Here is a 22,128-nt window from a genome sequence, read left to right as displayed (position 1 = left end):
ATTCAGCCACACAATCATTGCCATCCATATAAATATGAGTCATTACATCGGACGCTTTGCCCCTTCCCCTTCCGGCCCGTTACATTTTGGTTCGCTTGTTGCCGCATTAGGCAGCTATTTTCAGGCACGGGCGATGAACGGTGAATGGCTGGTCAGAATTGAAGACCTCGATCCGCCCCGAGAAATGCCGGGAGCAGCAGATCTCATCCTGAAAACGCTGGAAGCCTACGGCCTTCACTGGGATCGAACCGTTTGGTATCAGAGCCATCGTCATCAGGCTTACCAAGGCCAAATTGATGCATGGCTCGCACAAGGTCAGGCGTACTTTTGTCGTTGTACCCGCAAACAGATCAGAGCTTCGGGCGGATACTACAACGGCGCCTGCCGTCATCGACACCTGACACCTCAGCCCGGCTATGCTGTCCGCTTACAAGTGGATACACCGATTACGCATTTTTACGATGAAAAGCATGGCAAGATTGAGATTCCGCTGGCGTTGGCACAAGAGGATTTCATCATTAAACGCCGGGATGGCCTGTTTGCGTATAATCTGGCCGTGGTTCTTGATGATATTGATCAGGGAATCACTCAAGTTGTCCGAGGTGCTGATTTGATTGAGACGACCGGTCGCCAGATCAGCCTCTATCAGCAACTGGGCCATCCACCGGTCAGTTATCTTCATTTACCGCTGGCCGTTGATCACTCTGGTCATAAACTCTCAAAACAGAATCATGCCCCCGCCATTGATCGACACAATCCACGACCGACTTTGATTCAAGCCATGGCGTTTCTCGGCTTTGAGCTACCCGTCGATATCGAAGCAGCAGAACTGTCAGAAATTGTTGCTTGGGGCTGTCAAAACTGGCATATTCATCAACTCCCAGAGACGTTTGAAATCACTCGATGATTCTCAAATTGAGTCCAATAGGCTATGATTAGCCGCAAATTGACCCACAAAGACATTCTGTCAACAAAAGACAACAAGGTAGAGATTCTTATCCTTGTCTGATGCTCATGAATAAAAACGATATTACAGAACAAGCTCATCGCGTTTATCCGGATTTGACGCTAAACATCCTCACGCGAGAAGAGCACAATATCTCTCGCAAACAGATCAGCGAGAGCGCACTGAAAGTGCTTTACCGACTGCAAAGTTCAGGCTATGAAGCCTATCTTGTCGGCGGTGGCGTCCGTGATCTTTTATTGGGGGAATCCCCGAAAGATTTCGACATTACGACGAATGCAACACCGGAACAGGTTCGCAAGTTGTTTCGCAACTGTCGTTTGATCGGCCGACGTTTTCGTCTCGCGCATGTGATGTTCGGACGTGAAATTGTCGAGGTCGCTACATTCCGTGGTCATCATCAGGAAAACGACCGTCAGAAATCGAGTCAGTCCGAAGCGGGTATGCTGCTCCGGGATAACGTCTACGGCACCATCGATGAAGATGCCGAACGACGGGATTTCACCATCAATGCGATGTATTACAACATTGCTGATTACACCATCCATGATTACGCGGGTGGGATTGAAGATATTGAAGATCGACTGATCCGTCTGATTGGCGATCCGCACACCCGTTACCGCGAAGACCCGGTGCGGATGTTGAGAGCGGTTCGTTTCGCGGTCAAACTCGATTTCGATATTGAAGAAGAAACCGCTGCACCGATTGAAGCACTGGCACCGTTGTTACAAGACATTCCATCGGCACGACTCTATGAAGAGTCACTGAAAATGCTACAAACCGGATATGGTCTGGAAACATACCATCAAATGCGGGAGTACAACTTGTTCCAGCAACTGTTTCCGATGATTTCGGCCTATTTCACCGAGGATCACAGTTCACCGACGGAAAAAATGCTCGATCTGGCACTCGATTCAACGGACCAGAGAATTGAGGAAGGAAAAAGAATCAATCCGGCCTTTATGTTTGCTGCGATCCTCTGGTATCCGATGACTCATCTGGCCGAAACATTTATGGAATCCAAAAACCTCTGTTACTACGATGCCGTGATAGAAGCAGGTAACAAAATATTGGATCAATTGGTCAAAACGGTTGCCATTCCGAGACGCCATACAGCGACCATTCGCGATATCTGGCAGCTACAATTGCGCTTCTCCCGTCGTCACGGGAAACGGGCTTTCCGTTTACTGGATATCAATAAATTCCGGGCTGGTTTCGACTTCTTAGCCATGAGAGGCATCGTCGAAGGCGGGGAAACACAAGAACTCGCCCAGTGGTGGGAAACCTTCCAGAATGCCGGAAAGAACATGCGTCAGGCCATGGTCAATGATATTGGCCGAATCAATTCTAAAAAAGCCAAAGCACGCCAACGCCAGACGGGACCGAAAAAAAATAAACAGGATGTGTCATGATCACAGTTTATATTGCGATCGGGAGTAATATGGCACAACCGGAGCAACAAGCCCGGCAGGCGATTCAGGCCTTACAACATCTGCCGGAATCGGAATTTATTCAGGCATCTCAACTGTATAGCAGTGCACCGATGGGCCCAACGGATCAACCGGACTACATCAATGCTGTCGTTGAGATCAAAACGCATTTAAAACCACTTGAATTATTAGATCAGACACAAGCGATTGAACTCAGTCAGGGACGAGTGCGAAAAGAGCAACGTTGGGGCCCGAGAACGTTGGATCTTGATATTCTTTTATATGGTCATACGGTGATCAATTCTGAGCGATTGGTCGTCCCCCACTACGGGATGAAAGAACGAGAATTCGTGCTCTATCCGCTGGCTGAAATTGCACCGAATTTAGTCCTCCCGGATGGGACTGAACTGAATCAACTCCTCCAACAGGTTGATCAAAATGGACTCACGATTTGGCACGCCCCTGCCGACGTCTCGTAAGGATGATGACCGATGAAAAAAATCACGATTAACAATTTGATGCGCTGGAAACAGGAAGGCCGTAAATTTGCGTCCGTCACCGCCTACGATGCCAGTTTCGCGCAACTTTTCGAAAGCCAGAATATGCCCGTGTTACTGGTGGGTGACTCGTTGGGAATGGTTCTGCAAGGCCAGACAGATACGCTACCGGTGACGATAGAGCAAATGGCCTACCACACCCGGTGTGTCAGAGCAGGCAGCCCCAATTCACTCTTAATGACTGATATGCCATTTATGAGCTATGCCACCCCGGTTCAGGCCTGTGAAAATGCGGCCAAACTGATGCAAGCCGGTGCAAATATGGTCAAAATCGAAGGGGGTCACTGGCTGGTAGAAACCGTCAACATGCTGACTGAACGTGCGGTTCCGGTCTGTGCTCATTTAGGTCTGACCCCGCAATCAGTCAATATCTTCGGTGGCTATAAAGTACAAGGACGAGAAGAACAGCAAGCCGAACAGATGCTGAATGATGCGCTAGCCTTACAACATGCTGGTGCACAAATCGTCTTGCTGGAATGCGTCCCGAGTCAGTTAGCCGCTCAGATTACCCAAGCACTCGATGTTCCGGTCATTGGGATCGGTGCCGGCGCTGAAACCGATGGTCAGGTGTTAGTGATGCACGATATGTTGGGGATTTCGGCCAACTACATGCCTAAGTTCTCAAAAAACTTTTTAGCGGAGACTGGCGATATCCAACAAGCGGTCGCCAAATACATGGAAGATGTGGAACATGGTATTTTTCCTGATGAAGAACACACCATTGCCTAATACAGTATTATCCGGGCCAGTATTGCCTAAAGCCCCCTTGTCGGAAGGAGCAATTCATGCAGACTTACACTGATATCTCAGCGCTCAAAGCGCAGGTTAAACAGTACAAGCGTGATGGCCGCACCATTGGTTTTGTCCCAACGATGGGGAATCTGCATGAAGGTCATTTAACGCTGGTGCGCAAAGCCAAAACCATGGCCGATGTTGTCGTGGTCAGTATTTTTGTTAACCCCATGCAGTTTGATAAAGCAGAAGACCTCAATAACTATCCCCGGACTTTGGATGAAGATCTGGCTAAGTTAACTCAGGAAGGTGTCGCACTGGTCTTTACCCCTTCAGCTGACATCATGTATCCGGAAGGACTTGAGCAGCAGACATTTGTTGAAGTCCCCGGGCTTTCTCATATGCTGGAAGGTCATTCGCGCCCCGGTCATTTTCGGGGTGTCTCAACCATCGTGACCAAACTATTCCATATCGTCGAACCGGATATTGCCTGTTTTGGAGAGAAAGATTACCAGCAACTGGCGCTGATTCGTCAAATGGTGATTGATCTCTGCTTCGATATTGAGATTGTCGGTGTCCCGACCATTCGCGAAGCCGATGGTTTGGCAATGAGTTCACGCAACAATCTGCTGACGCTGGATGAACGTCAGCGTGCGCCGGTACTCGCCAGAACGATGCGGTGGATTAGTAGCGCAATTCGCGGGGGACGAACGGATTTCGATTCCATTGTTGAAGATGCAATTGATCAACTCAGAGCTGCCGATCTGGAGCCGGATGAAATCTTTATTCGTGATGCCCGGACCCTGCAACCGGTGACAGAAACCAGTAAACAGGCGGTGATTCTCATGTCAGCCTTTATGGGTAAAGTGCGCCTGATTGATAATCAGGTGGTCGATCTCGCCCGGGAAGGCAAAGAGGCAAACAAAAACATCAGCGAAGCGGAGAACAACGAGAGCAATAATTAATCCCGTTGGTTATCCTGACAGAAGACAGCTCAAACCGGGCTGTCTTCGCTATATCAAAGTCTGTGACGAAGACAAATCCAGATCAACAGACCATCCGAATACACATGCGACATCGCTGATTAACGTATTTTCCCGCCCAGCGCACCAACCACTTCCCGCAAACGCTCAAGTATTTGCGCCTGACCAAAGCGATGAATTTCTGGGGTCAGCCCCGAGACACTCACTGCATAATTAGCCGCCTGCTCGGTTTCCAGCGGCACGGCAATACAGGTAATCCCGGATTCATTCCCTTCTCCGTCAACCGCAAACCCTTGCTGTTTGATCAGCGCCAGCTCGCGGTAAAAATCGTGCTCCGTCTGGATTTCAGCCTGACCGAAATGGCGAAAGCTCGCCAGATCATGGCAGTGGCTCAGCCAGTACTTCTGCTGTTCGTCCTGAGGGAAATAAGACAGAACCACTTTACCGCAAGCAGAATGCAACAGTGACGAAGCCAGTCCGGCATGAGCATTGGTGTGAAAGAGCGAGTTTTTCGGTTCTTCTTTTTTCAACAGAATGACTTTATCAAAATCACGCCGTTGTAAATTGACGGTAAACCCAGTGCGCTCAGCAAGCTCAGCCATATAGGGTGCCGCTTCTTCCACAAACGTATCATGATGGATCACAGAATAACCGAGAGTGAGCATCTTGGTCGTCAGACAGTATTTGCCACTGTCCGCCTGACGGAGATAACCACACTGGCACAGACACTTACAAATTCTGTGCACGGTTGTTTTCGGGTACGGTATCACCTTGCACAACGCATCAAGGCTCATCCCACCCGATACGGTTGCAACAGTCTCCAGAACTTCAAAGGTTTTATGTACTGATTGCATAGAGTGACTCTATAGTGCTCGCGGCTTCTGCCACACTTCAACTTTTAATGACGTAAAATACAGAGCTATGCATCATAGCCAGCGTATTTTCCCAAACCATGCTTCCGATGATAAAAATGGTGACACAGACGGCCTGAATCAAGCCGGATACTTCAGCTTAATCACCACTTTTCGAACCTGTGATGTGGCCGTGACTGAAAGATTCGGCATATGCGCGGTTCTTGGTGTAAACAGATAAAATTGATCATGCGACATGGTTTGATAAGCCAAGGTCACGAGCTGCGGATCAAAGAAACAGATATCGCGTTGTGAATCATAATGATAGTCCTGAGATAACTGCTGATGTTGGGCATCAGTCAGCTCAACCCAGCCAAACTGTTCTTCTCCCTGAACAATGAACTGAACATCACAATATTTGTGATGAAATTCAGGACCAACCGGACTTTCTGCCGCAGTTTGATACTCGAGGATCATAAAAAAAGCATCGTCCGGATCGATGCCGGGAATGGTATGTCGGCCAGCTTCAAGCGCGTGCAAGTCTTGTGCAGCAACATAATCAATCGCCCGGACAAATAACGCTGGTAACAAAGCACGATAATCCGAGGCATGAAAATGACAAGCGAGCATAGTAATTCCTTATAATTCTGCCAATGTCTGGCAGTTGAGAGCGATAGCATAAACTGAAGTCGATGCTGTGATATAGAGCGTACTTTCATCGTGATTAAACGTACAGTTAGAAACCGTCTCTGGTACCGGAATACAGCCAACCAGCACCATCTCGCGATTCAGCACTAAAATCCCTTCAGACGAACTACAATACAGTGTTCCGAAACGGTCCATGGTCATCCCGTCGGGAATGCCGTGTTCCACCTGATACACCAAACGACCTTGAGAGAGCACTCTTCCATGCACATCAAAGGCTTTCAAGTGTTTTAATCCTTGTGTCGGAAAATCAACAATCGACATGTCCGCCACATACAAGGTTTTTTCATCGGGAGAAAAGACCAGACCATTGGGCCGCTGAACGTCGGTCGATGCAATCGTTAATGACTGATCACCCGGGTCATAGCAGTAGATATAACATCCAATCATCTGACTTTCTGATTTAAATCCCTCAGCATCACTGATAATACCGTATGGCGGATCCGTAAACCAAATTGTCCCATCCGAACGACGCTCAACCACATCATTCGGTGAGTTGAGCCGTTTGCCATCATACTGATCAACCAGAATTTTGGCGAGTGCCAGATTGTCTTTATGTCGGATCGAAATACAGCGTCGCCCGTGTTCACATGTCACCACATCGCCATTGGCTAATGGATAATTACCATTGGCAAAATGTGAGTAATCGGTGACGAGTTCAGTCTCTTGGGAATCGGGATGATACAGGTAGAGCGCATTCTTCTTGACATCCGAAAACAGCAGTTGGCCAGAGTGCTGCAACCATGCAGCGCCCTCACACCAGATATGACCGCCACTGACTTGATGCAGTGGCGACAACAAGGCCTGTTCAAACGACATATTCACCTCGCTCAGTTCACTTTCCAGGATGCCTGATAATAATCCCGATAGCCATTTTCCGGATCGTATAAATTGCGGTCTCCGCCGGATTGGTGAATATTCTCTGCCGTGACTAAATGCGCAGGCGTCACATAACCGCTGATCGGCTGATCGTGGAACAATCGGTTCAGTTCATCGATTAACTGCCAGCCATGCAGATTTAACGGTTCGGCGACCGTTGCAACCTGAAAATCACCGTTACGAATGCGCTCAAACGCGGACTCACTCCCATCTCCGGCAGAGATATTATACGGGCCCTCACCCTTTTTCTTACCCGACAGTGAACGCAGCGCCGGAGCCATGTAGTCGAAATAGAGGTCATTGATGGCGAGCGTATAGTTGTACTTATCGCCATACTTCTGAACCAACGAGAAGGTCAGTGGCGGAATACGCGCTGAAGTATTCGCCAGAGGAGTATCTTCATAACTCAGCACAGAACATCCGGTACATTTTTCAATATAAGATTTCATCACGTCGGCTTTACGAACCGCAATACTATATAAACCATCGGTCAGTATCACGACATTCGCATGGCCATCGGATTTGGCAATCGCATACATGGCCGAGACTTTAGCAACATCATCTGCCGAACTGGTAATATTATCTTCAATATAAAGTTGCTCAATCGGACCGGGCTCCGGTGTCGCGTGCCAGCTGACAATCCGAATCCCCAGTTTATGCGCCTGACGCAGCGTTGGAATCATTGTATTGGGGGTGAATCCACCGATGACAATCCCATCCGGTTGTAACGCGATGGCTTGCTTCAGAGCGGAAGACTGCGATGGCACACTCCCCGCGCCATCCAGTACTCGCACTTGCCAGCCAATGGCTTTAGCCGCCTCCTGATAGCCTTTCATCACGCCTAAAACACCACTATTTTTCAGGTCGGAAGCAATAAAAATAACCGTCTTATCCTTGGCTGCTACCGGACCTTTCGGCAGTGAAAACGCCGCAGCACTGTCGGTAGACGCCTGTTGAACAACCTGCTTTGCCATTGCAACATAATCCGCTGCCTCATCTGCAAACACAGGGAGGGTCAATGCCGTACCGATCACCATGGCGAGTATTTTGAATCGTCTTTTCATTATTTCACCTTCACATTATTTTTGGTTGCTGTTTGTTTACGTTTTTGGCTAAAGCCAGCCAAAGTGATGGAAATTAACAGAATCGCACCATTGAAGAGCGGTTCGACAAAGAATGGTGTGCCCCACTGCTGGAGACCGGAAATCCCGACACTGACCAGAGAAACGCCGATCAGGGTGCCCCAGACGTTGACCCGCCCGGCACGAAATGTTGTGGAGCCGAGGAATGCGCCGACCAAAGCCGGTAACATGTAGTCCTGCCCCACCGAAGAAGAGCCGATCCCGATATGAGAGGCCAACAAAACACTGGCAAAAGCGATCAGGCCATCGGAGACCACATAAGCCCCGATGTAACAAGATGTAGTATTGATACCATTTAAGGTCGCGGTATTCGGGTTCGCACCAACCGCATAAAGTTTGCGTCCCAGCGCGGTATATTCAGTCACCAGCCACAGCAGCAGCGTAATCGCGAGCAAGTAAAAAACAATGATCGGAATGCCCGCAATTTCATAACTGCTGAACAGATAAAAATGCTCCGGCAACACACCCACAATCTGACGCCCTCCGGTATGCCATAGTGACACGGCGTAGATCACGGTCCCCGTCCCTAACGTTGCCACAAAAGAGTCAATATCGGCCAAGGCCACCAACATGCCGTTAAATGCACCGTAGAGACATCCGCACAGCACCACAATCACTGCCGCGGCTTCCCAGGAGAAACCATATCGTTGCTGGAGCGTAATGACAAAAACGTGCCAGAAAGTCACCCCAAACCCGACATTCAGATTCATTTTACCGGTGATCATGGTCACCATTGCCGCTAAAGCAAGAATCGCGACCACACTCTTTTCACTCAGAATCGCCTGAAGCGTCAGCATGGAAAAGAAAGTATCAGTGGTCAGACTAAACAACAGGATTAGAAATACCGTCAGGAGTAATAATCCATAGCGCATTGCGATCTGAGTGATGAAATTTCCGAGCCCCAAAGAGAAGGTGATATCCGTCTCTAATGCAGTCGATTTAATGTTAGACGTTGCCATGTTCGCCCTCTCCTACTTTTGAACCTGATGCATACTTCAATAAATTCGCTACCGTCACTTGCTGCTCCGTCAGCTCTTTCACCACTTTTCCCCGGTTAAACACTAAGGCCCGATTCGAAATATTCACCACCTCTTCAAAATCACTGGAAATCACAATCACAGACAATCCCTGCTGAATCGACTCACGCATGATCCGATAGATTTCAGCCCGCGCACCAATATCAACACCGGCGGTGGGATTATCCAAAATAACAATCGGCTTATTCAGACTGAACCAGCGCGCCAGAATCACTTTTTGCTGATTGCCACCACTCATCGAACTGATCGCAATGTCCGGGTCCATTGGCCGAACGTCATACTGTTTCATGGCTTCGAGCGTGTTACGGTATTCTTGCTGTCTGGACAGGAAGCTCAGATACCCCGCACCGCCAATGGTCGGATTCAAGTTAAAATTTTCCAGCGCGCTCATGGTGCTACAAATACTCTCTTTGACCCGGTCTGCCGCCACCATGGCGAAGCCACTGCGAATACTGTTCGCCGGAGAGCTGATATTGGCTTTTTCCCCTCGGATAAAGACTTCACCGGACTTGATATTGAGCCCGCCGAACAATGCCTGACCAATCGCTTCCTGCCCGGCATTACGCAAACCAACCAAAGCAACCAGCTCGCCATGACGCAATGTCATATTAAATGGCTCCAAATCACCCAGTTGCAGGTTACGCACTTGCAAAATATCATCCTGCTCCGGCTGGAGCGGGGTCCGATAATTCATCTCTTTGTGCGTACCGACAATAAGCGTTACCAGCTCATCAATGGTGTAATCATCGACGAGCCCAGAGCCGACTAAACGGCCATCGCGCAACACCACCACGTCATCGCAAATATCATGAATTTCATCCAACCTGTGAGAGACATAGATCATCCCCACGCCTTGTGCTTTCAGACGTTTCAACACCTCAAACATCCGGCCGACATCACTGGCAACGAGGGAAGCGGTCGGTTCATCTAAGATCAAAACCTCTGCATCCGCGACCAAGGCTCTGGCAATGGCCAGTAATGATTTTTCAGCCGCACTTAAGTTAAAAATACGCTCAGACGCTTTTACATCGAGTCCGACTAAATCCAACACTTGCTGCGCTTTTTGTTCGGCCGCTTTCCAGTTGATCATCCCCCAGCGCTTCGGGAACCCCAGTGTTAAACCGATGTTCTCGGCAACCGTCATCCATTCAATCAAGCCAAGATCCTGATGAATAAAAGCAATCGGAACTTTATCGGCTGATGCTAAATGGGCAGCATCCTCAATCAATGTGCCTTTAAAACGAATCTCACCGGAGGTTTTTTTATGAATACCGGCCAAGGTTTTGATCAGGGTTGATTTACCGGCACCATTTTCTCCGAGGAGTGCCACACAACGACCGGGATGAACATGAAAAGAGGCCGACTCCAAGGCAACAAAGTTGAAGAATCGTTTGGTTAACCGATCAATCGAGAGCAGGCTTCCTTGTGGATTGTTGAGCACTTCCATAGATACCTCATGATGATATGACTGCTTCGCTGGCTACCGGCGCACAATCAATCTCGTTATAAATTCCATATTATGGAATAATATTATTTTCAATTCCAAATTACGATATAGTGTTTTTAACGTTCAAAAAGTGAGCAAGATCGGTATTTGATAGGGATATCGTTTGTTTTTGACCTTTAAGTGAATTGGATCACACTCACTGACAAGTCTGTGCGGCTTCGTTTTCCGGTCAAATGTCATGACGGCTCGGAGATGAGCAATCGGGTACGTTGACACGTACCCTCTGCCGTCATTGAATCAGGAAGGCCGACCGGACGAAAAGCGACCTATAGCGGAAACCCGACGCTCTGGGCCATCGCTGTTAAACGCTGTTTGGCGGTGATGATATTGTCCCGCCAGTGTTCATCGTGGGCCCACATTTCAATCACAAACGGTGCACCGTAGTGAATCTCTTTGAGTGCGGTAAAAATGGCCGGGAAATCGACTTCCCCTTCACCAATGACCAAATCACGAAATTTGCCGGGAAAACCGTGTTTGACTTTCAGCGTGTCTTTGAGATGAATCTGAACCAGATGATCGCGGGCCAGCTTCAGCTCGGTACACACATCGTGATTCCAGCCGGTAATATTACCGACATCGGGATACGCCATGAAATAAGGAGATGGGACTTCCCGTTTCAGAACTTCAAATTTGGATAACGAATTCAGATAGGGAGTATCCATTATTTCTACGGCCAGCATCACCCCGGCCTGCTCGGCCCGCTTTGCCGCCCAACGCATACCATCAACGAAGCGCTGGTGGGTTTGTAGCGATTGGGATTCATAGTAAACATCGTATCCGGCCAGTTGAATGGTGCGAATCCCCAATCGATAAGCCAGTTGGATGGCCTTTTCCATAATCTCACGGGCTTTTTCACGCACCTGTGGATGTTCAGAACCAAACGGGAATTTACGATGCGCACTCAGGCACATGCTCTGTAAGGGGATGTCGTACTGAAAACAGAGCTGACGAAGCTGATTAATGTCATCATCTCCCCAGTCCAGTCGTTGTTGTCGTTCATCGGTTTCATCAACAGAAATTTCGACAAAATCGAATCCGAGTGATTTCGCTTCTCTGAGACGTTCTTCCCAGGATAGGGTTGCCGGCATCGCCTTTTCATATAAGCCGATGCGGGATTTCAGGGTATGGTTGTTCATCGCTGGTATCCTTTTCAATCACTGCCTAAACAGTTCTTGTTCTATCTTTTCTGTCGTTTGTTTGATCTTCTTCGCGAGGTTATCCGGTCCGAAATTTCTTAACCGGGGGGTTAGTGTTGAGAGGCTGACGGCATACGCCGGAACCCCTGAACGGTCAAAAATTGGGACAGCAGTACATGAGATTCCGGCTTCATTTTCTTCATTATCAATCGCATAGCCTTGTGCTTTGATCTGCTTTAGTTCATTGAGAAAATGGGGCTTATCTGTAATGGTATTGTCCGTCAGCTTTTGAATCAGGCCGACATTGCGCTGCCAGTAATTGTCCTGATCTTCCGGAGTTGAAAATGCCAGAAAGACTTTGCCCGCAGCGGTGCAGTACATTTCGGAATACATGCCGACAAATGTCCGGGTTCTGAACGGCGAATGTTGCGGTTCCAGCTTATCGCGGAACACGATCTTATCTCCCTCGCGGGAAATAAAGTTGATCGTTTCATTCAGCTCGTTCACCAGCGCATTCAACTTCGGCCGGGTCGTCGCCAGAACATCAGAACTCAATGCCGAATGACCGATATGTAGTAGCTTGAGGGTTAGCCGATAGTTCTTCGATGCTGAATGTTGAGCGACATAGCCCAACGCTTCAAAGGTACTGAGCATACGATAAGCCGAGGTTTTATTGATGCCAGTCTGCTGCGCAATTTCATGCAACGCGACCCCATCGGGGTGGTGGCTCAGAAATTCCAGCACAGCCATAGACTTCACCAGTGATTTGACCTGCTCACTCATAGAGAAACCTTACCAGTAGTGGTTGATTTGTTTGCGGAATTCACGGGCAATGGTATTGCCATCGTGATTTGCCAGTGCGCGTCCAGCGATGAACGATTTTGCACGGATATTCTGAAATAAATGAATATCTTCGGGAACAATACCACCGGTAATCGAGAGTTCAAGCCCGACCTCGGATAATTGTTCCATGAGCATCAAATCATGTTCACCCCACCCTACACCGGCCGCTTGCGCATCCCGGGAGCGGTGATAAATGGCCTGAGTGACGCCACTTTCTACCCAGAGTTTCGCGTCCTCAATGGTCCAGTGTCCGAACAGTTCAATCTGAATTTCGCCGTCAGACTGTTGTGCAACCCGCTGAGCTGAGCGCACGGTTTCAATATGAGCTGCCGCCCCGACGGTGACCCAGTTGGCACCGTGGGCAAATGCCATCGCTGCCAACGTTTCTCCCGCATCGAGTAATTTCATATCACACACCAGAATATGCTGAGGATACTGTTGCCGCAGGGTTTTGACCGCATGCATGCCTTCCGAGAAAGCCAGAACCGTTCCGATTTCAATCACATCCACCACATCAGCGACATGGCGAACGTCATTCAACGCGGTGCTCAGGTCGGTCGAATCCAGTGCGATTTGCAAATAAGGTTGTGTCGGTTTCATACCATCTCCTCAAAATGTTTCAGGGCTTCGACGTAACGCAGATAGCGTTCAAACTGGCTTTGATAGCGGGCATATAAATCGGGATTGGGAGACACCGTGGTGATCGGGATATCAGATGCAGCCAATGCGGTGGTAAGATCAGGATACGTCCCGCTGCCCACCATCGAAATCAGCGCAGCACCTAACGCACCGGTTTCCTCAACCGCGGGAATTTCGAGTGTGAGTCCGGTTAAATCGGCCAGCATCTGCATCCAGGTCGGTGATTGTGTGGTACCGCCGGTTACTCGTAATACCTTGGTTTCAGGGAAACGGCGTAACATTTTTTGTAAATGGACATAATGGCAACACAAAATGCCCGACCAAATCGCTTGAATCAGATGCGCTTTGCTGTGATAAGCCTGCAAACCATAAAACGACCCTTTCAGTCCCAACCCCGCATTCGATCCATACAGAAATGGCACAAATAGTACGTCACTGGCTAACGGTTCTAACGCACTGACTAAACGTTCATTCTCTTGATGATCAATCGTTTCGCCGCCCAGATAAGGCGCGAACCATTCATAGTTACTGGCCGAAGTCGGGCTGGCTTCATGGACGATATAGGCACCGGGCATCGCGTAATGTCCGTAAACAAACTGCGCGTCGGCATGGTTTTCAAGCGATGTTGTGATTCCGGAGGTCACAGACCAAGTCCCCATCACAGCATTCAACATTGGCTGATCAGCATGAATACCGGAACAGATCGCTGTCGAAACCACATCAAATAACCCGCCGTAAACCGGGGTACCGACCATTAATCCGGTCGCCTGGGCGGCCGCTTCGTTCACCATACCGGAGCATTCCGCAGGATAAATCAGCTTCGGCAATGCCCCGAATACCTCTTCGATGCCGAAGAGAGACAAGAGTGCCGGATCATACTGTTGCTGGCTGGCATGATAGAGGTTACTTTCCGACATGTTGGTGACTTCTGCCCGGATCTCTCCGGTCAGGCAGTAACGCAAATAGTCGTGAGACATGAACACCGTGCCAATCTGTTCGTAGAGATGAGGCTCGTGCATTTTCACCCAACGCAAAATCGAAACGGGATGTCCGGTCCATAATGTCTGCCGGGTCAGCGGATAGATCGCCTCAGGAATACCGTCTTGCTGCCACTGCCTGACAATATCAATCGCCCGGGAATCGGACGACAGAATGCCATGACGCAGCGCTTTGCCATTTTTATCCAGCAAATAGAGTCCTTTTCCCTGCGCAGAAATACTCAAGCCCCGAATCTGCTCCGCACGGATGCCACTCTGCTTGATTACCCCTTGAATCGCCCGGCAGGTTTCTTGCCAATACTCGGTCAGATCCCGTTCGATCCAGCCCTGTTTGTCGCGAATCACTTGAGTATTTTCACGATACAAAGCCACTTGATGGCCATGCTCATCAAACAAGCCAGCCTTCAGCACCGTGCCACCGGAATCAATGCCAAGAAAATAATTCAGTGTGTGTTGTTCCATCCGCAGCTCCGCTCCCGTATCTCAAAGAATTGATTAACGCTTTTGTCCGTAATAGGCATCTTTCCCGTGCTTACGGAAGTAATGCTTATCCGATAACTCTTGCTGCAACGTAATGCCGGCATTCAGCGCACGGGTACCGAGAGCCATGGAGGCCACTTCTTCCAGAACCACAGCGTTGTGTACCGCTTCATCAGCATTTTTACCCCAACTGAACGGAGCGTGTCCGGCAATGATCGCGCTGGGGACAGCAACCGGATCAATCTCTCGTCGCAGGAACTCTTCAATAATGACCAAACCGGTATTTTGCTCGTAGTCCCCCTCAATCTCCGCTGGGGTCAGTGGACGTGTACAGGGAATATTGCCGTAAAAATAATCCGCATGAGTGGTACCGAGAGCCGGAATATCCAATCCAGCCTGCGCCCAGATGGTGGCATGGCGTGAATGGGTATGCACAATGCCACCGATCGATGAAAACGCTTTATAAAGTTCAAGGTGGGTTTTGGTATCGCTGGAAGGATTCAGCGTCCCTTCAACAATATTGCCATCCAGATCGACGACAACCATATCGTCCACAGTCATCTCTTCGTATGCCACGCCGGATGGTTTGATCGCGATGATCTGGCGTGCCCGGTCAATCTCCGAAACATTGCCCCAGGTAAATGTCACCAGACCATGTTTCGGCAGACTCAGGTTCGCCTCGAATACGCGTTGTTTGATTTCAGAATACATACCTGTTCCTCTCGACAAGGCTGACTGATGCCTTTGCTTTTGATTCGGGTACCCGGCAAAGCACCGGGCACCCGAGTTACATCAATCACTGACTTTATTTTTGAGATGCCAGAATGCGATTGATCATGCTGTCACCGTTTTCTTTGATAAATTCATTCCACACCGGTTTAACCACCGCCTGAAATGCTGCGCCATCCACATCCCGGTTGACTTTCATGCCATGAGATTCCAGCTCAGCGATCATCTGATCTTCTTTTTTGATACTCATTTGACGCTGCATCTTGACCGCTTCGGTCGCAACATCAGTGATGATTTTCTGTTCATCAGCACTGAGTTTTTTGAAGCTTTTTAAATTCATGGTTAAGACCAGTGGTGAGTACGCGTGCTGGGTCATGCTGAGATATTTCTGGACTTCATAAAATTTAAAAGACAGCGTGACACCGATGGGGTGATCCTGCGCATCGACGACACCGGTCTCCAAAGCGGTATAAAGCTCAGAAACCGGAATCTGTTGGGGGTTGGCATCCAGTGCATTGAACATATCATTGAGTGCTTTGGAGTTATTCACCCGCATTCTCAACCCGGCAACATCTGACGGCTTGCGGATTGGGCCGCGATTATTGGTCATATTCCGATAGCCGTTTTCAGGATATCCCAACCCTTTGATGCCATATTTTTCCATCGATTTGAGTACATCCTGACCGACCTCACCGTCCAAGACCTGATAAGCGGCTTCCCGGGTCGGGAAAATAAATGGCAAAGTGAAGGCAGCCGATTCAGGGAGTAAGCCAGACCAGTTATTTAATCCAACCATCGAGATATCAATGATCCCCGCCCGGGTACCATCAATCATCTGTTTGTCATTACCCAATTGTCCTTGAGGAAAGATGTTGACTTTAATATTTCCGTGAGAGCGGGCTTCCACCTCTTTTTTAAAGAACAGCGACATGTCCTGTTGCAAATCTGATTCAGGTGCAGCGTGAGCAAGCTTCAATGTGGTCGCGTAAGACTGGGTCGTGAACATCGCCAGTGCAGCCACTAAGCCTGCAACTTTCAGCATTGATTTCATGTTGTTTCTCCGTTATCCGATAAGAAGTTTCATTGGTGTTGTTATCATGCTCGGGAAGATGACGAACAGCGTCAGTAACACGGTGTACGCCAGAATAAATGGAAAGATGCCTTTGACCGCTGCCGACATCGGCACTTTGGCCACGCCACACACGACATTGAGTACCGTACCAACCGGTGGCGTAATCAGGCCAATCGAACAGTTGATCACAAACATCAGTCCAAAATAAGTAGGGTCGATACCTGCCAGCTTGACCACCGGCATCAGGAGCGGCACCAGTATCAGAATGGTCGGGCTCAGATCCATCACCATCCCGACACACAAAACCAGCAGCATAATGACCGCCATCAGCAGACGCGGGCTGTCAACCAGCGGGGCCAGCATCTGTGCCAGTTGTTGGGGCAACTGAGCCACGGTAATCAGCCAGGCTGCGACCATCGCACACCCGACCAAGAACATCACCATCGCGGTTGAACGGCCGGCATTGAGTAAAATGTGATAAAAGCCACGCAGGTTGATTTCCCGGTAAATCACCGAAGCGACAAAGATGGCATATACGGCGGCGACAACCGCAGCTTCTGTCGGCGTGAACACACCAAAGCGAATCCCGCCGATAATGATCACCGGGAGTAATAACGCCCAGATACCATCTTTCAACGCTGCGCGTTTTTCCGCGGCAGAAGCTTTGGGTTGGACATCCAGATTTTCGCTGCGGACGGTGAATGCCCAGACAAACATCAGCGTTAATCCCATTAATATCCCGGGCACGATCCCACCGAGAAACAAATTCTTAATGGAAATACCACCGGCAACCCCGACCAAAATTAATGGCAAAGACGGCGGAATCACGGGCGCAATGATACCGCCCGCAGCTAACAGCCCCATTGATGGACTTTGCGGATATTTGGCTGCTTTCATCATGGGATAAAGAATACTGACCAAAGCCGCAGCATCAGCAACCGCAGAGCCAGAAAGCCCGGCCAGCAACACCGATGTCATAATCGCCACGTATCCCAACCCACCTTTGCGGTGACCGACATAACAAGTTGCCAGCCGGACAATCCGTGTCGATAACCCGCCCGCAGACATTACCTCACCGGCAATCAGGAAAAACGGAATCGCCAGTAAGGTAAAACTATCCACCCCGTTCACCAGTGACTGAGCCAGAATGTCAGCACTGAACAGATCCATATGCACCATCAACGCAATAGAAGACAGTAATAAAGCAAAGGCGACAGGTAATCCGAGCAGGATCGACACAATCAAGACTGTTAAGAAGATAAATAGCGTCATGCCTGATCCTCCTGAGTCGGTGTTGTCTCCGAGGTATTGCCGGATGGTGCATCGAGCATCCACTGCGGGAAAAAGATTCGTCCGAACGCCAGAACAGCCATCAACCCGCCGGAGATTGCCCCCGCAAGATAGAAAAGTGCAGAAGGCAGCCCGGTCAACGGTGAAATATCACGCCAGTTATCCATCATCTGACTAAATGCGCCATAAAACAGCATCCCGACCGAAATCAAAATAATCAACCAACACAACCGTCTGAGAAATGGGACCCAGCGAGGCATGAGTTTTTCGGTAAACTCCTTAACCGCCAGATGTTCATCCCGTTTAAGAACAGTCACTGCGCCTAACATCACCACCCAGACAAGCCCCATACGGGATAACTCGACGGATGCCCGCAGCCCTGACGAAAATCCATACCTGAGTACAACATTGGTAAATACCAGCACCAACATTGCGACCAAAATCGCTGCCATAATGATGTCAATACTGTCCCAAACCCATTTCAATCCCGTGCGCATATACAACTCTCCGGCAATGATGACTTCTCTGAATCCCACGTTTATATCAGGTCGGCCGATGTGATCAGCCCGACCCGTGTCGTCAAACTAAAGCGCAAGGATCTGTTGCCAAATCTCATCGTGAATCTCGATACCACCTTGCTGTTGGTGCTTGTCGATATAAGACTGAATTTCTGATCCGGCAATCATGACCTTGCCGCTTTCAGCAGGTTCAGAGGCGAGCACATAGTCCCGGATACGTTGCATCTCTTCGATCAGACGCTCGCCGTCTATCGTTTTACTGGTATCGATCGCAATCAAAAATTGTGAGACGCCGAATTCAGCTTTCATGTCTTCGGTTAACGCCGGGACAGAATAACCACCGGTCACCGCCGTCAGTAGCATATCCAGCACCACTGCCATCGATGATCCTTTCCAGAATCCCATCGGCAGGAGTCGTTTGTTTTCCCACAGAACATGCGGATCAGTCGTTAACTGTCCCTCATCATCAAAGCCGCCGACGACCGGGAGTTCTTTATCGGCCAACACATAGTTTTGCAGCTGACCGTAGGAGTACTGACTCATAGAGCAATCCACCAGCACGGGTGGATCGCCCGCAACCGCCATAATCAATGGGTTGGTCCCAATCCGATGATCTTTCCCACCCCAGGCGGGCATCACGGCAATTGAGTTGGTAGACGCAATGCCAGCCAATCCGGCACGAGCCATTTTGAGTACGTAAGTCCCGCCGCGCATCCAGTGGTTTGAATTGCGCATTGCCACCATGCCGATACCATACTGTTTGGCCAGTTCAATGGCTCGCTCAGTACAAATCAGCCCATTCAGAACACCGGGGCCGAAATGGCAGTCCCACTGCTCCAGAGCACCCAGACTGTTGACGCATTCAGGAACGGCATTGAGCTTAATATGTCCTTGATCGACCTGAGAAATAAAAACCGGAAATCGGTTGATACCGTGCGAGTAGGTTCCTTCATTCGCCATTTCAACAAACCCTTGCGCCAGTTTGGTTGCTGAGTCGGCGGCCATGCCCCTTTTGAGCAAGGCACTTTCAAATTGATGTTGCAGTTCATTTAAGGATACGAGAGGCATTGCTTATCTCCGATTCATTTCACATTACGTAATCGATGCTACGTTTTATTCCGAATTTTAAAATCTCAAATTGCTCACTTTGTGAGCCAATGATTCAAATTTAAAACAAATAGCAGTTTTTGTTTCGTAATACGAAATGTTCGAAAATGAAATAAAAATACGCAATTAACTCAACAAACAGTAAATAAAACTTATAACGGGATAAAATTCAGATAAATCACAAAAAAATGAAGAAAAATTACAACAAAAGTGCAACCAAAATGAATAAGTCAGATAAAATGGAAAGATACATACAATGAATAAATGGATGTACTGAGGAAAAATGAAATGTCTTGGATAAAGTCCGCTCGGTTCTTTTTCGCCATGGGTGTATTACTCACATTGAGCGTCTTAACCACCACTTGGCCGTTTCTATAACACTGCGTTTCTAACACCCTAAAACTTATATCAATCACAGCAACATAAGCCGAAATAAAAATCAGGGTGCATCTCAAATCGATGCACCCTGATGGCTCAAACACTAGACTAATCGTTCGTCAGAAATTCAGTCGTCCGATTGCTGATTAGGTTCTCAGCCCTATCCCCTTTTTCACCAAGATATAGGACATGGTATACAGCGCCACAATGAAGATCCCCAGCACCGAAAACGATGCCTGAATACTCACATCGGAAATCCCCAGAAATCCATAACGGAATGCATTGACCATATACACAATCGGATTGACTTTGGACACATACTGCCAGAACTCAGGCAGCAGCGATAAGGAGTAAAACACGCCGCCAAGGTAAGTCAGCGGCGTCAGGATAAACGTCGGCACAATCGAGATGTCATCAAAACTCTTGGCATAGATGGCATTGATAAACCCACCGAGCGAGAACACCACAGATGTCAGGAATACGGTCACGACAATAATGCCCCAGTGTTCAACATGAAGATCAACAAAAAATAGCGACACCAGTGTAACCATCACACCGACACATAATCCACGGGCCACTCCCCCCATAATATAGCCGCCAATGATGACGTAAGTCGGTACTGGCGCAACCAATAACTCTTCAATATTTTTGTGCATTTTAGCCCCAAAAAATGAGGAGGCTACGTTTGAGTAAGAGTTGGTAATCACCGACATCATAATCAGGCCGGGAACAATGTAGGCCATGTAGCTGACCCCATGCATCATGCCAATGCGAGAACCAATCAAATTACCGAAAATAATAAAATAGAGTGTCATGGTAATCGCTGGTGGTACAAGGGTTTGTACCCAGATCCGGGAAAAACGAACCACTTCTTTTCCCAGTAAACTGCAAAAGGCGGTCCAATAAAGCTTATACATGCTTCCTCTCATTTCAATTCGTTGACGTCTCATGATGTGCAGCATCACGGTTTGCGGTGGTATGTCGGCCTGTCGTCGATTCGTTGACGATACGGACAAACAATTCTTCCAGTCGATTGGCTTTATTGCGCATCGACAGAACCGGAATGCCATGATCACTTAACTGACGGAATATATGGTTGAGTCCTTGGGTTTTCTCGATCTCAATTTCCAGCGAACCATCGGTATGCTTCTGACTGAGCACCCCGGTCAACTCCGGAATATCAGTCACCGTGGGGGCAAGATCCAGAATAAAAGTTTCCACCTTGAGCTGCCCGAGTAAAGCTTTCATCGAGGTATTCTCAATCAACTCTCCCCCCTGAATGATGCCAATGTTGCGGCACAACATTTCCGCTTCTTCCAGATAGTGTGTGGTCAGAATGATGGTAATCCCTTGGCGGTTGAGCTGTTGCAGGAAATCCCACATCGAGCGACGTAATTCAATATCGACACCTGCAGTTGGTTCATCAAGAATCAACAGCTGAGGCTCGTGCATTAAAGCCCGGGCAATCATCAAGCGACGCTTCATCCCACCGGAGAGATTTCTCGATCGTTCTTTGCGCTTTTCCCATAAGTCGAGCTGAGTGAGATATTTCTTCGCCCGCTCTTTGGCTTCGGCACGCGGCACACCATAGTATCCCGCTTGTTGAATCACAATCTGCTCAACCGTTTCAAACTGGTTGAAATTAAACTCCTGAGGGACTAATCCCAAAGAAAGCTTAGCCAGCTCCATTTCTTTATCCAGATCATGGCCAAACACGGAGACTTTTCCTGCGGTTTTATTAACCAGTGAGGAAATAATGCCGATTGTGGTTGATTTGCCGGCACCATTGGGACCGAGCAAGGCGTAAAAATCTCCTTTTCTCACCGTCAGATTGAGGCCTTTCAGTGCTTCAAATCCACCAGCATACGTTTTACGTAAATCGGTTAGTTCTAATGCATTCATATTGAATAAGATCCTGTGTCAGTGACATCGCCTGCTGAAGCAGCAACTGATGATAAGGATATGAATAGACGAATACTGTTCATATGGAGGCTCAGCCGCTCAGTTTCAACCTTATATCAGAAAAAACAAAATAGCGAAATTGCAGCAGAAAAAACAAAAAATCATAACTAAATTGGTGGCATTTAACATGAAAATATCAAAAATTACGTTTTCCTTCGTCATTCAGGTTAAACATTAAAAGATTGCACA

The 22,128-nt window shown here is 48.6% G+C and carries 22 protein-coding genes; 5 read left to right on the top strand and 17 right to left on the bottom strand.

Going from position 1 to position 22,128, the window contains the following annotated elements:
- The first annotated feature begins 34 nt into the window (after positions 1-34).
- The 5 genes from gluQRS to panC all read left to right on the top strand — a co-directional run bounded on the left by gluQRS (position 35) and on the right by panC (position 4,648).
- Positions 35-907: a tRNA glutamyl-Q(34) synthetase GluQRS gene (gene gluQRS, locus OCV37_RS02730; protein ID WP_038178160.1), complete on the top strand. Its 873-nt coding sequence runs from the start codon at positions 35-37 to the stop codon at positions 905-907.
- Between the two features lie 101 nt (positions 908-1,008).
- Positions 1,009-2,376 (top strand): polynucleotide adenylyltransferase PcnB, encoded by a 1,368-nt coding sequence (pcnB, locus tag OCV37_RS02725; RefSeq protein ID WP_038178161.1) that lies wholly within the window; start codon positions 1,009-1,011, stop codon positions 2,374-2,376.
- Positions 2,373-2,873 (top strand): 2-amino-4-hydroxy-6-hydroxymethyldihydropteridine diphosphokinase, encoded by a 501-nt coding sequence (folK, locus tag OCV37_RS02720; protein WP_038178162.1) that lies wholly within the window; start codon positions 2,373-2,375, stop codon positions 2,871-2,873. The genes pcnB and folK overlap by 4 nt, the downstream gene beginning before the upstream one ends.
- A 12-nt stretch (positions 2,874-2,885) precedes the next feature.
- Positions 2,886-3,680, top strand: a complete 795-nt coding sequence (panB, locus tag OCV37_RS02715) for a 3-methyl-2-oxobutanoate hydroxymethyltransferase (protein ID WP_038178165.1) — start codon at positions 2,886-2,888, stop codon at positions 3,678-3,680.
- Between the two features lie 56 nt (positions 3,681-3,736).
- A complete protein-coding gene (gene panC / locus OCV37_RS02710; RefSeq protein ID WP_038178166.1) occupies positions 3,737-4,648 on the top strand; it encodes a pantoate--beta-alanine ligase in 912 nt (303 codons plus the stop codon).
- Positions 4,649-4,767: 119 nt separating this feature from the next.
- Here the strand turns inward: panC and OCV37_RS02705 are convergent, their stop codons facing one another.
- The 17 genes from OCV37_RS02705 to OCV37_RS02625 all read right to left on the bottom strand — a co-directional run bounded on the left by OCV37_RS02705 (position 4,768) and on the right by OCV37_RS02625 (position 21,879).
- Positions 4,768-5,520, bottom strand: coding sequence for an IclR family transcriptional regulator (locus tag OCV37_RS02705; RefSeq protein ID WP_038178167.1), 753 nt, complete (start codon positions 5,518-5,520; stop codon positions 4,768-4,770).
- 138 nt (positions 5,521-5,658) lie between these two features.
- Complete coding sequence (locus OCV37_RS02700) at positions 5,659-6,147, bottom strand: YhcH/YjgK/YiaL family protein (protein WP_051680273.1); 489 nt, start codon at positions 6,145-6,147, stop codon at positions 5,659-5,661.
- 9 nt (positions 6,148-6,156) lie between these two features.
- Positions 6,157-7,041: an SMP-30/gluconolactonase/LRE family protein gene (locus OCV37_RS02695; RefSeq protein WP_084717396.1), complete on the bottom strand. Its 885-nt coding sequence runs from the start codon at positions 7,039-7,041 to the stop codon at positions 6,157-6,159.
- An 11-nt stretch (positions 7,042-7,052) separates the two neighbouring features.
- Positions 7,053-8,165, bottom strand: a complete 1,113-nt coding sequence (locus tag OCV37_RS02690) for a substrate-binding domain-containing protein (RefSeq protein ID WP_038178169.1) — start codon at positions 8,163-8,165, stop codon at positions 7,053-7,055.
- Positions 8,165-9,202 (bottom strand): ABC transporter permease, encoded by a 1,038-nt coding sequence (locus OCV37_RS02685; RefSeq protein ID WP_038178170.1) that lies wholly within the window; start codon positions 9,200-9,202, stop codon positions 8,165-8,167. Before OCV37_RS02685 ends, OCV37_RS02690 begins: the two co-directional genes overlap by 1 nt.
- Positions 9,189-10,727: a sugar ABC transporter ATP-binding protein gene (locus OCV37_RS02680; protein WP_038178172.1), complete on the bottom strand. Its 1,539-nt coding sequence runs from the start codon at positions 10,725-10,727 to the stop codon at positions 9,189-9,191. Before OCV37_RS02680 ends, OCV37_RS02685 begins: the two co-directional genes overlap by 14 nt.
- 326 nt (positions 10,728-11,053) lie before the next feature.
- Positions 11,054-11,923 carry an L-ribulose-5-phosphate 3-epimerase gene (locus OCV37_RS02675; protein ID WP_038178173.1) on the bottom strand — a complete coding sequence of 290 codons (870 nt, stop codon included), beginning with the start codon at positions 11,921-11,923 and terminating at the stop codon, positions 11,054-11,056.
- A gap of 18 nt (positions 11,924-11,941) precedes the next feature.
- Positions 11,942-12,706: an IclR family transcriptional regulator gene (locus OCV37_RS02670; protein WP_038178174.1), complete on the bottom strand. Its 765-nt coding sequence runs from the start codon at positions 12,704-12,706 to the stop codon at positions 11,942-11,944.
- Between the two features lie 9 nt (positions 12,707-12,715).
- Positions 12,716-13,366: a 3-keto-L-gulonate-6-phosphate decarboxylase UlaD gene (locus tag OCV37_RS02665; protein ID WP_038178175.1), complete on the bottom strand. Its 651-nt coding sequence runs from the start codon at positions 13,364-13,366 to the stop codon at positions 12,716-12,718.
- Positions 13,363-14,865: an FGGY-family carbohydrate kinase gene (locus OCV37_RS02660; protein WP_211252026.1), complete on the bottom strand. Its 1,503-nt coding sequence runs from the start codon at positions 14,863-14,865 to the stop codon at positions 13,363-13,365. The genes OCV37_RS02665 and OCV37_RS02660 overlap by 4 nt, the downstream gene beginning before the upstream one ends.
- Before the next feature lie 33 nt (positions 14,866-14,898).
- Positions 14,899-15,594 (bottom strand): L-ribulose-5-phosphate 4-epimerase, encoded by a 696-nt coding sequence (locus OCV37_RS02655; protein WP_038178176.1) that lies wholly within the window; start codon positions 15,592-15,594, stop codon positions 14,899-14,901.
- A gap of 94 nt (positions 15,595-15,688) precedes the next feature.
- Positions 15,689-16,663 (bottom strand): TRAP transporter substrate-binding protein, encoded by a 975-nt coding sequence (locus OCV37_RS02650; protein ID WP_038178177.1) that lies wholly within the window; start codon positions 16,661-16,663, stop codon positions 15,689-15,691.
- Positions 16,664-16,675: 12 nt separating this feature from the next.
- Entirely contained in the window at positions 16,676-17,956 is a 1,281-nt protein-coding gene (locus OCV37_RS02645) for a TRAP transporter large permease subunit (protein WP_038178178.1), read from the bottom strand.
- Positions 17,953-18,510, bottom strand: a complete 558-nt coding sequence (locus OCV37_RS02640; protein ID WP_245609091.1) for a TRAP transporter small permease — start codon at positions 18,508-18,510, stop codon at positions 17,953-17,955. The genes OCV37_RS02645 and OCV37_RS02640 overlap by 4 nt, the downstream gene beginning before the upstream one ends.
- A gap of 48 nt (positions 18,511-18,558) precedes the next feature.
- The gene (yiaK, locus tag OCV37_RS02635; RefSeq protein WP_038178179.1) at positions 18,559-19,560 is read right to left on the bottom strand and encodes a 3-dehydro-L-gulonate 2-dehydrogenase; all 1,002 of its coding nucleotides are present in this window, start codon (positions 19,558-19,560) and stop codon (positions 18,559-18,561) included.
- Positions 19,561-20,123: 563 nt separating this feature from the next.
- A complete protein-coding gene (locus OCV37_RS02630; RefSeq protein ID WP_038178180.1) occupies positions 20,124-20,894 on the bottom strand; it encodes an ABC transporter permease in 771 nt (256 codons plus the stop codon).
- A gap of 13 nt (positions 20,895-20,907) precedes the next feature.
- Positions 20,908-21,879, bottom strand: a complete 972-nt coding sequence (locus OCV37_RS02625) for an ABC transporter ATP-binding protein (RefSeq protein WP_038178181.1) — start codon at positions 21,877-21,879, stop codon at positions 20,908-20,910.
- Positions 21,880-22,128 lie beyond the last annotated feature (249 nt).

Source organism: Vibrio rhizosphaerae, assembly GCF_024347095.1.
In the GTDB taxonomy this organism is placed as follows: Bacteria; Pseudomonadota; Gammaproteobacteria; order Enterobacterales; family Vibrionaceae; genus Vibrio; species Vibrio rhizosphaerae.
The sequence above is the reverse complement of the archived record's forward strand: the minus strand, read 5'-3'. Positions and strand labels throughout refer to the sequence as shown.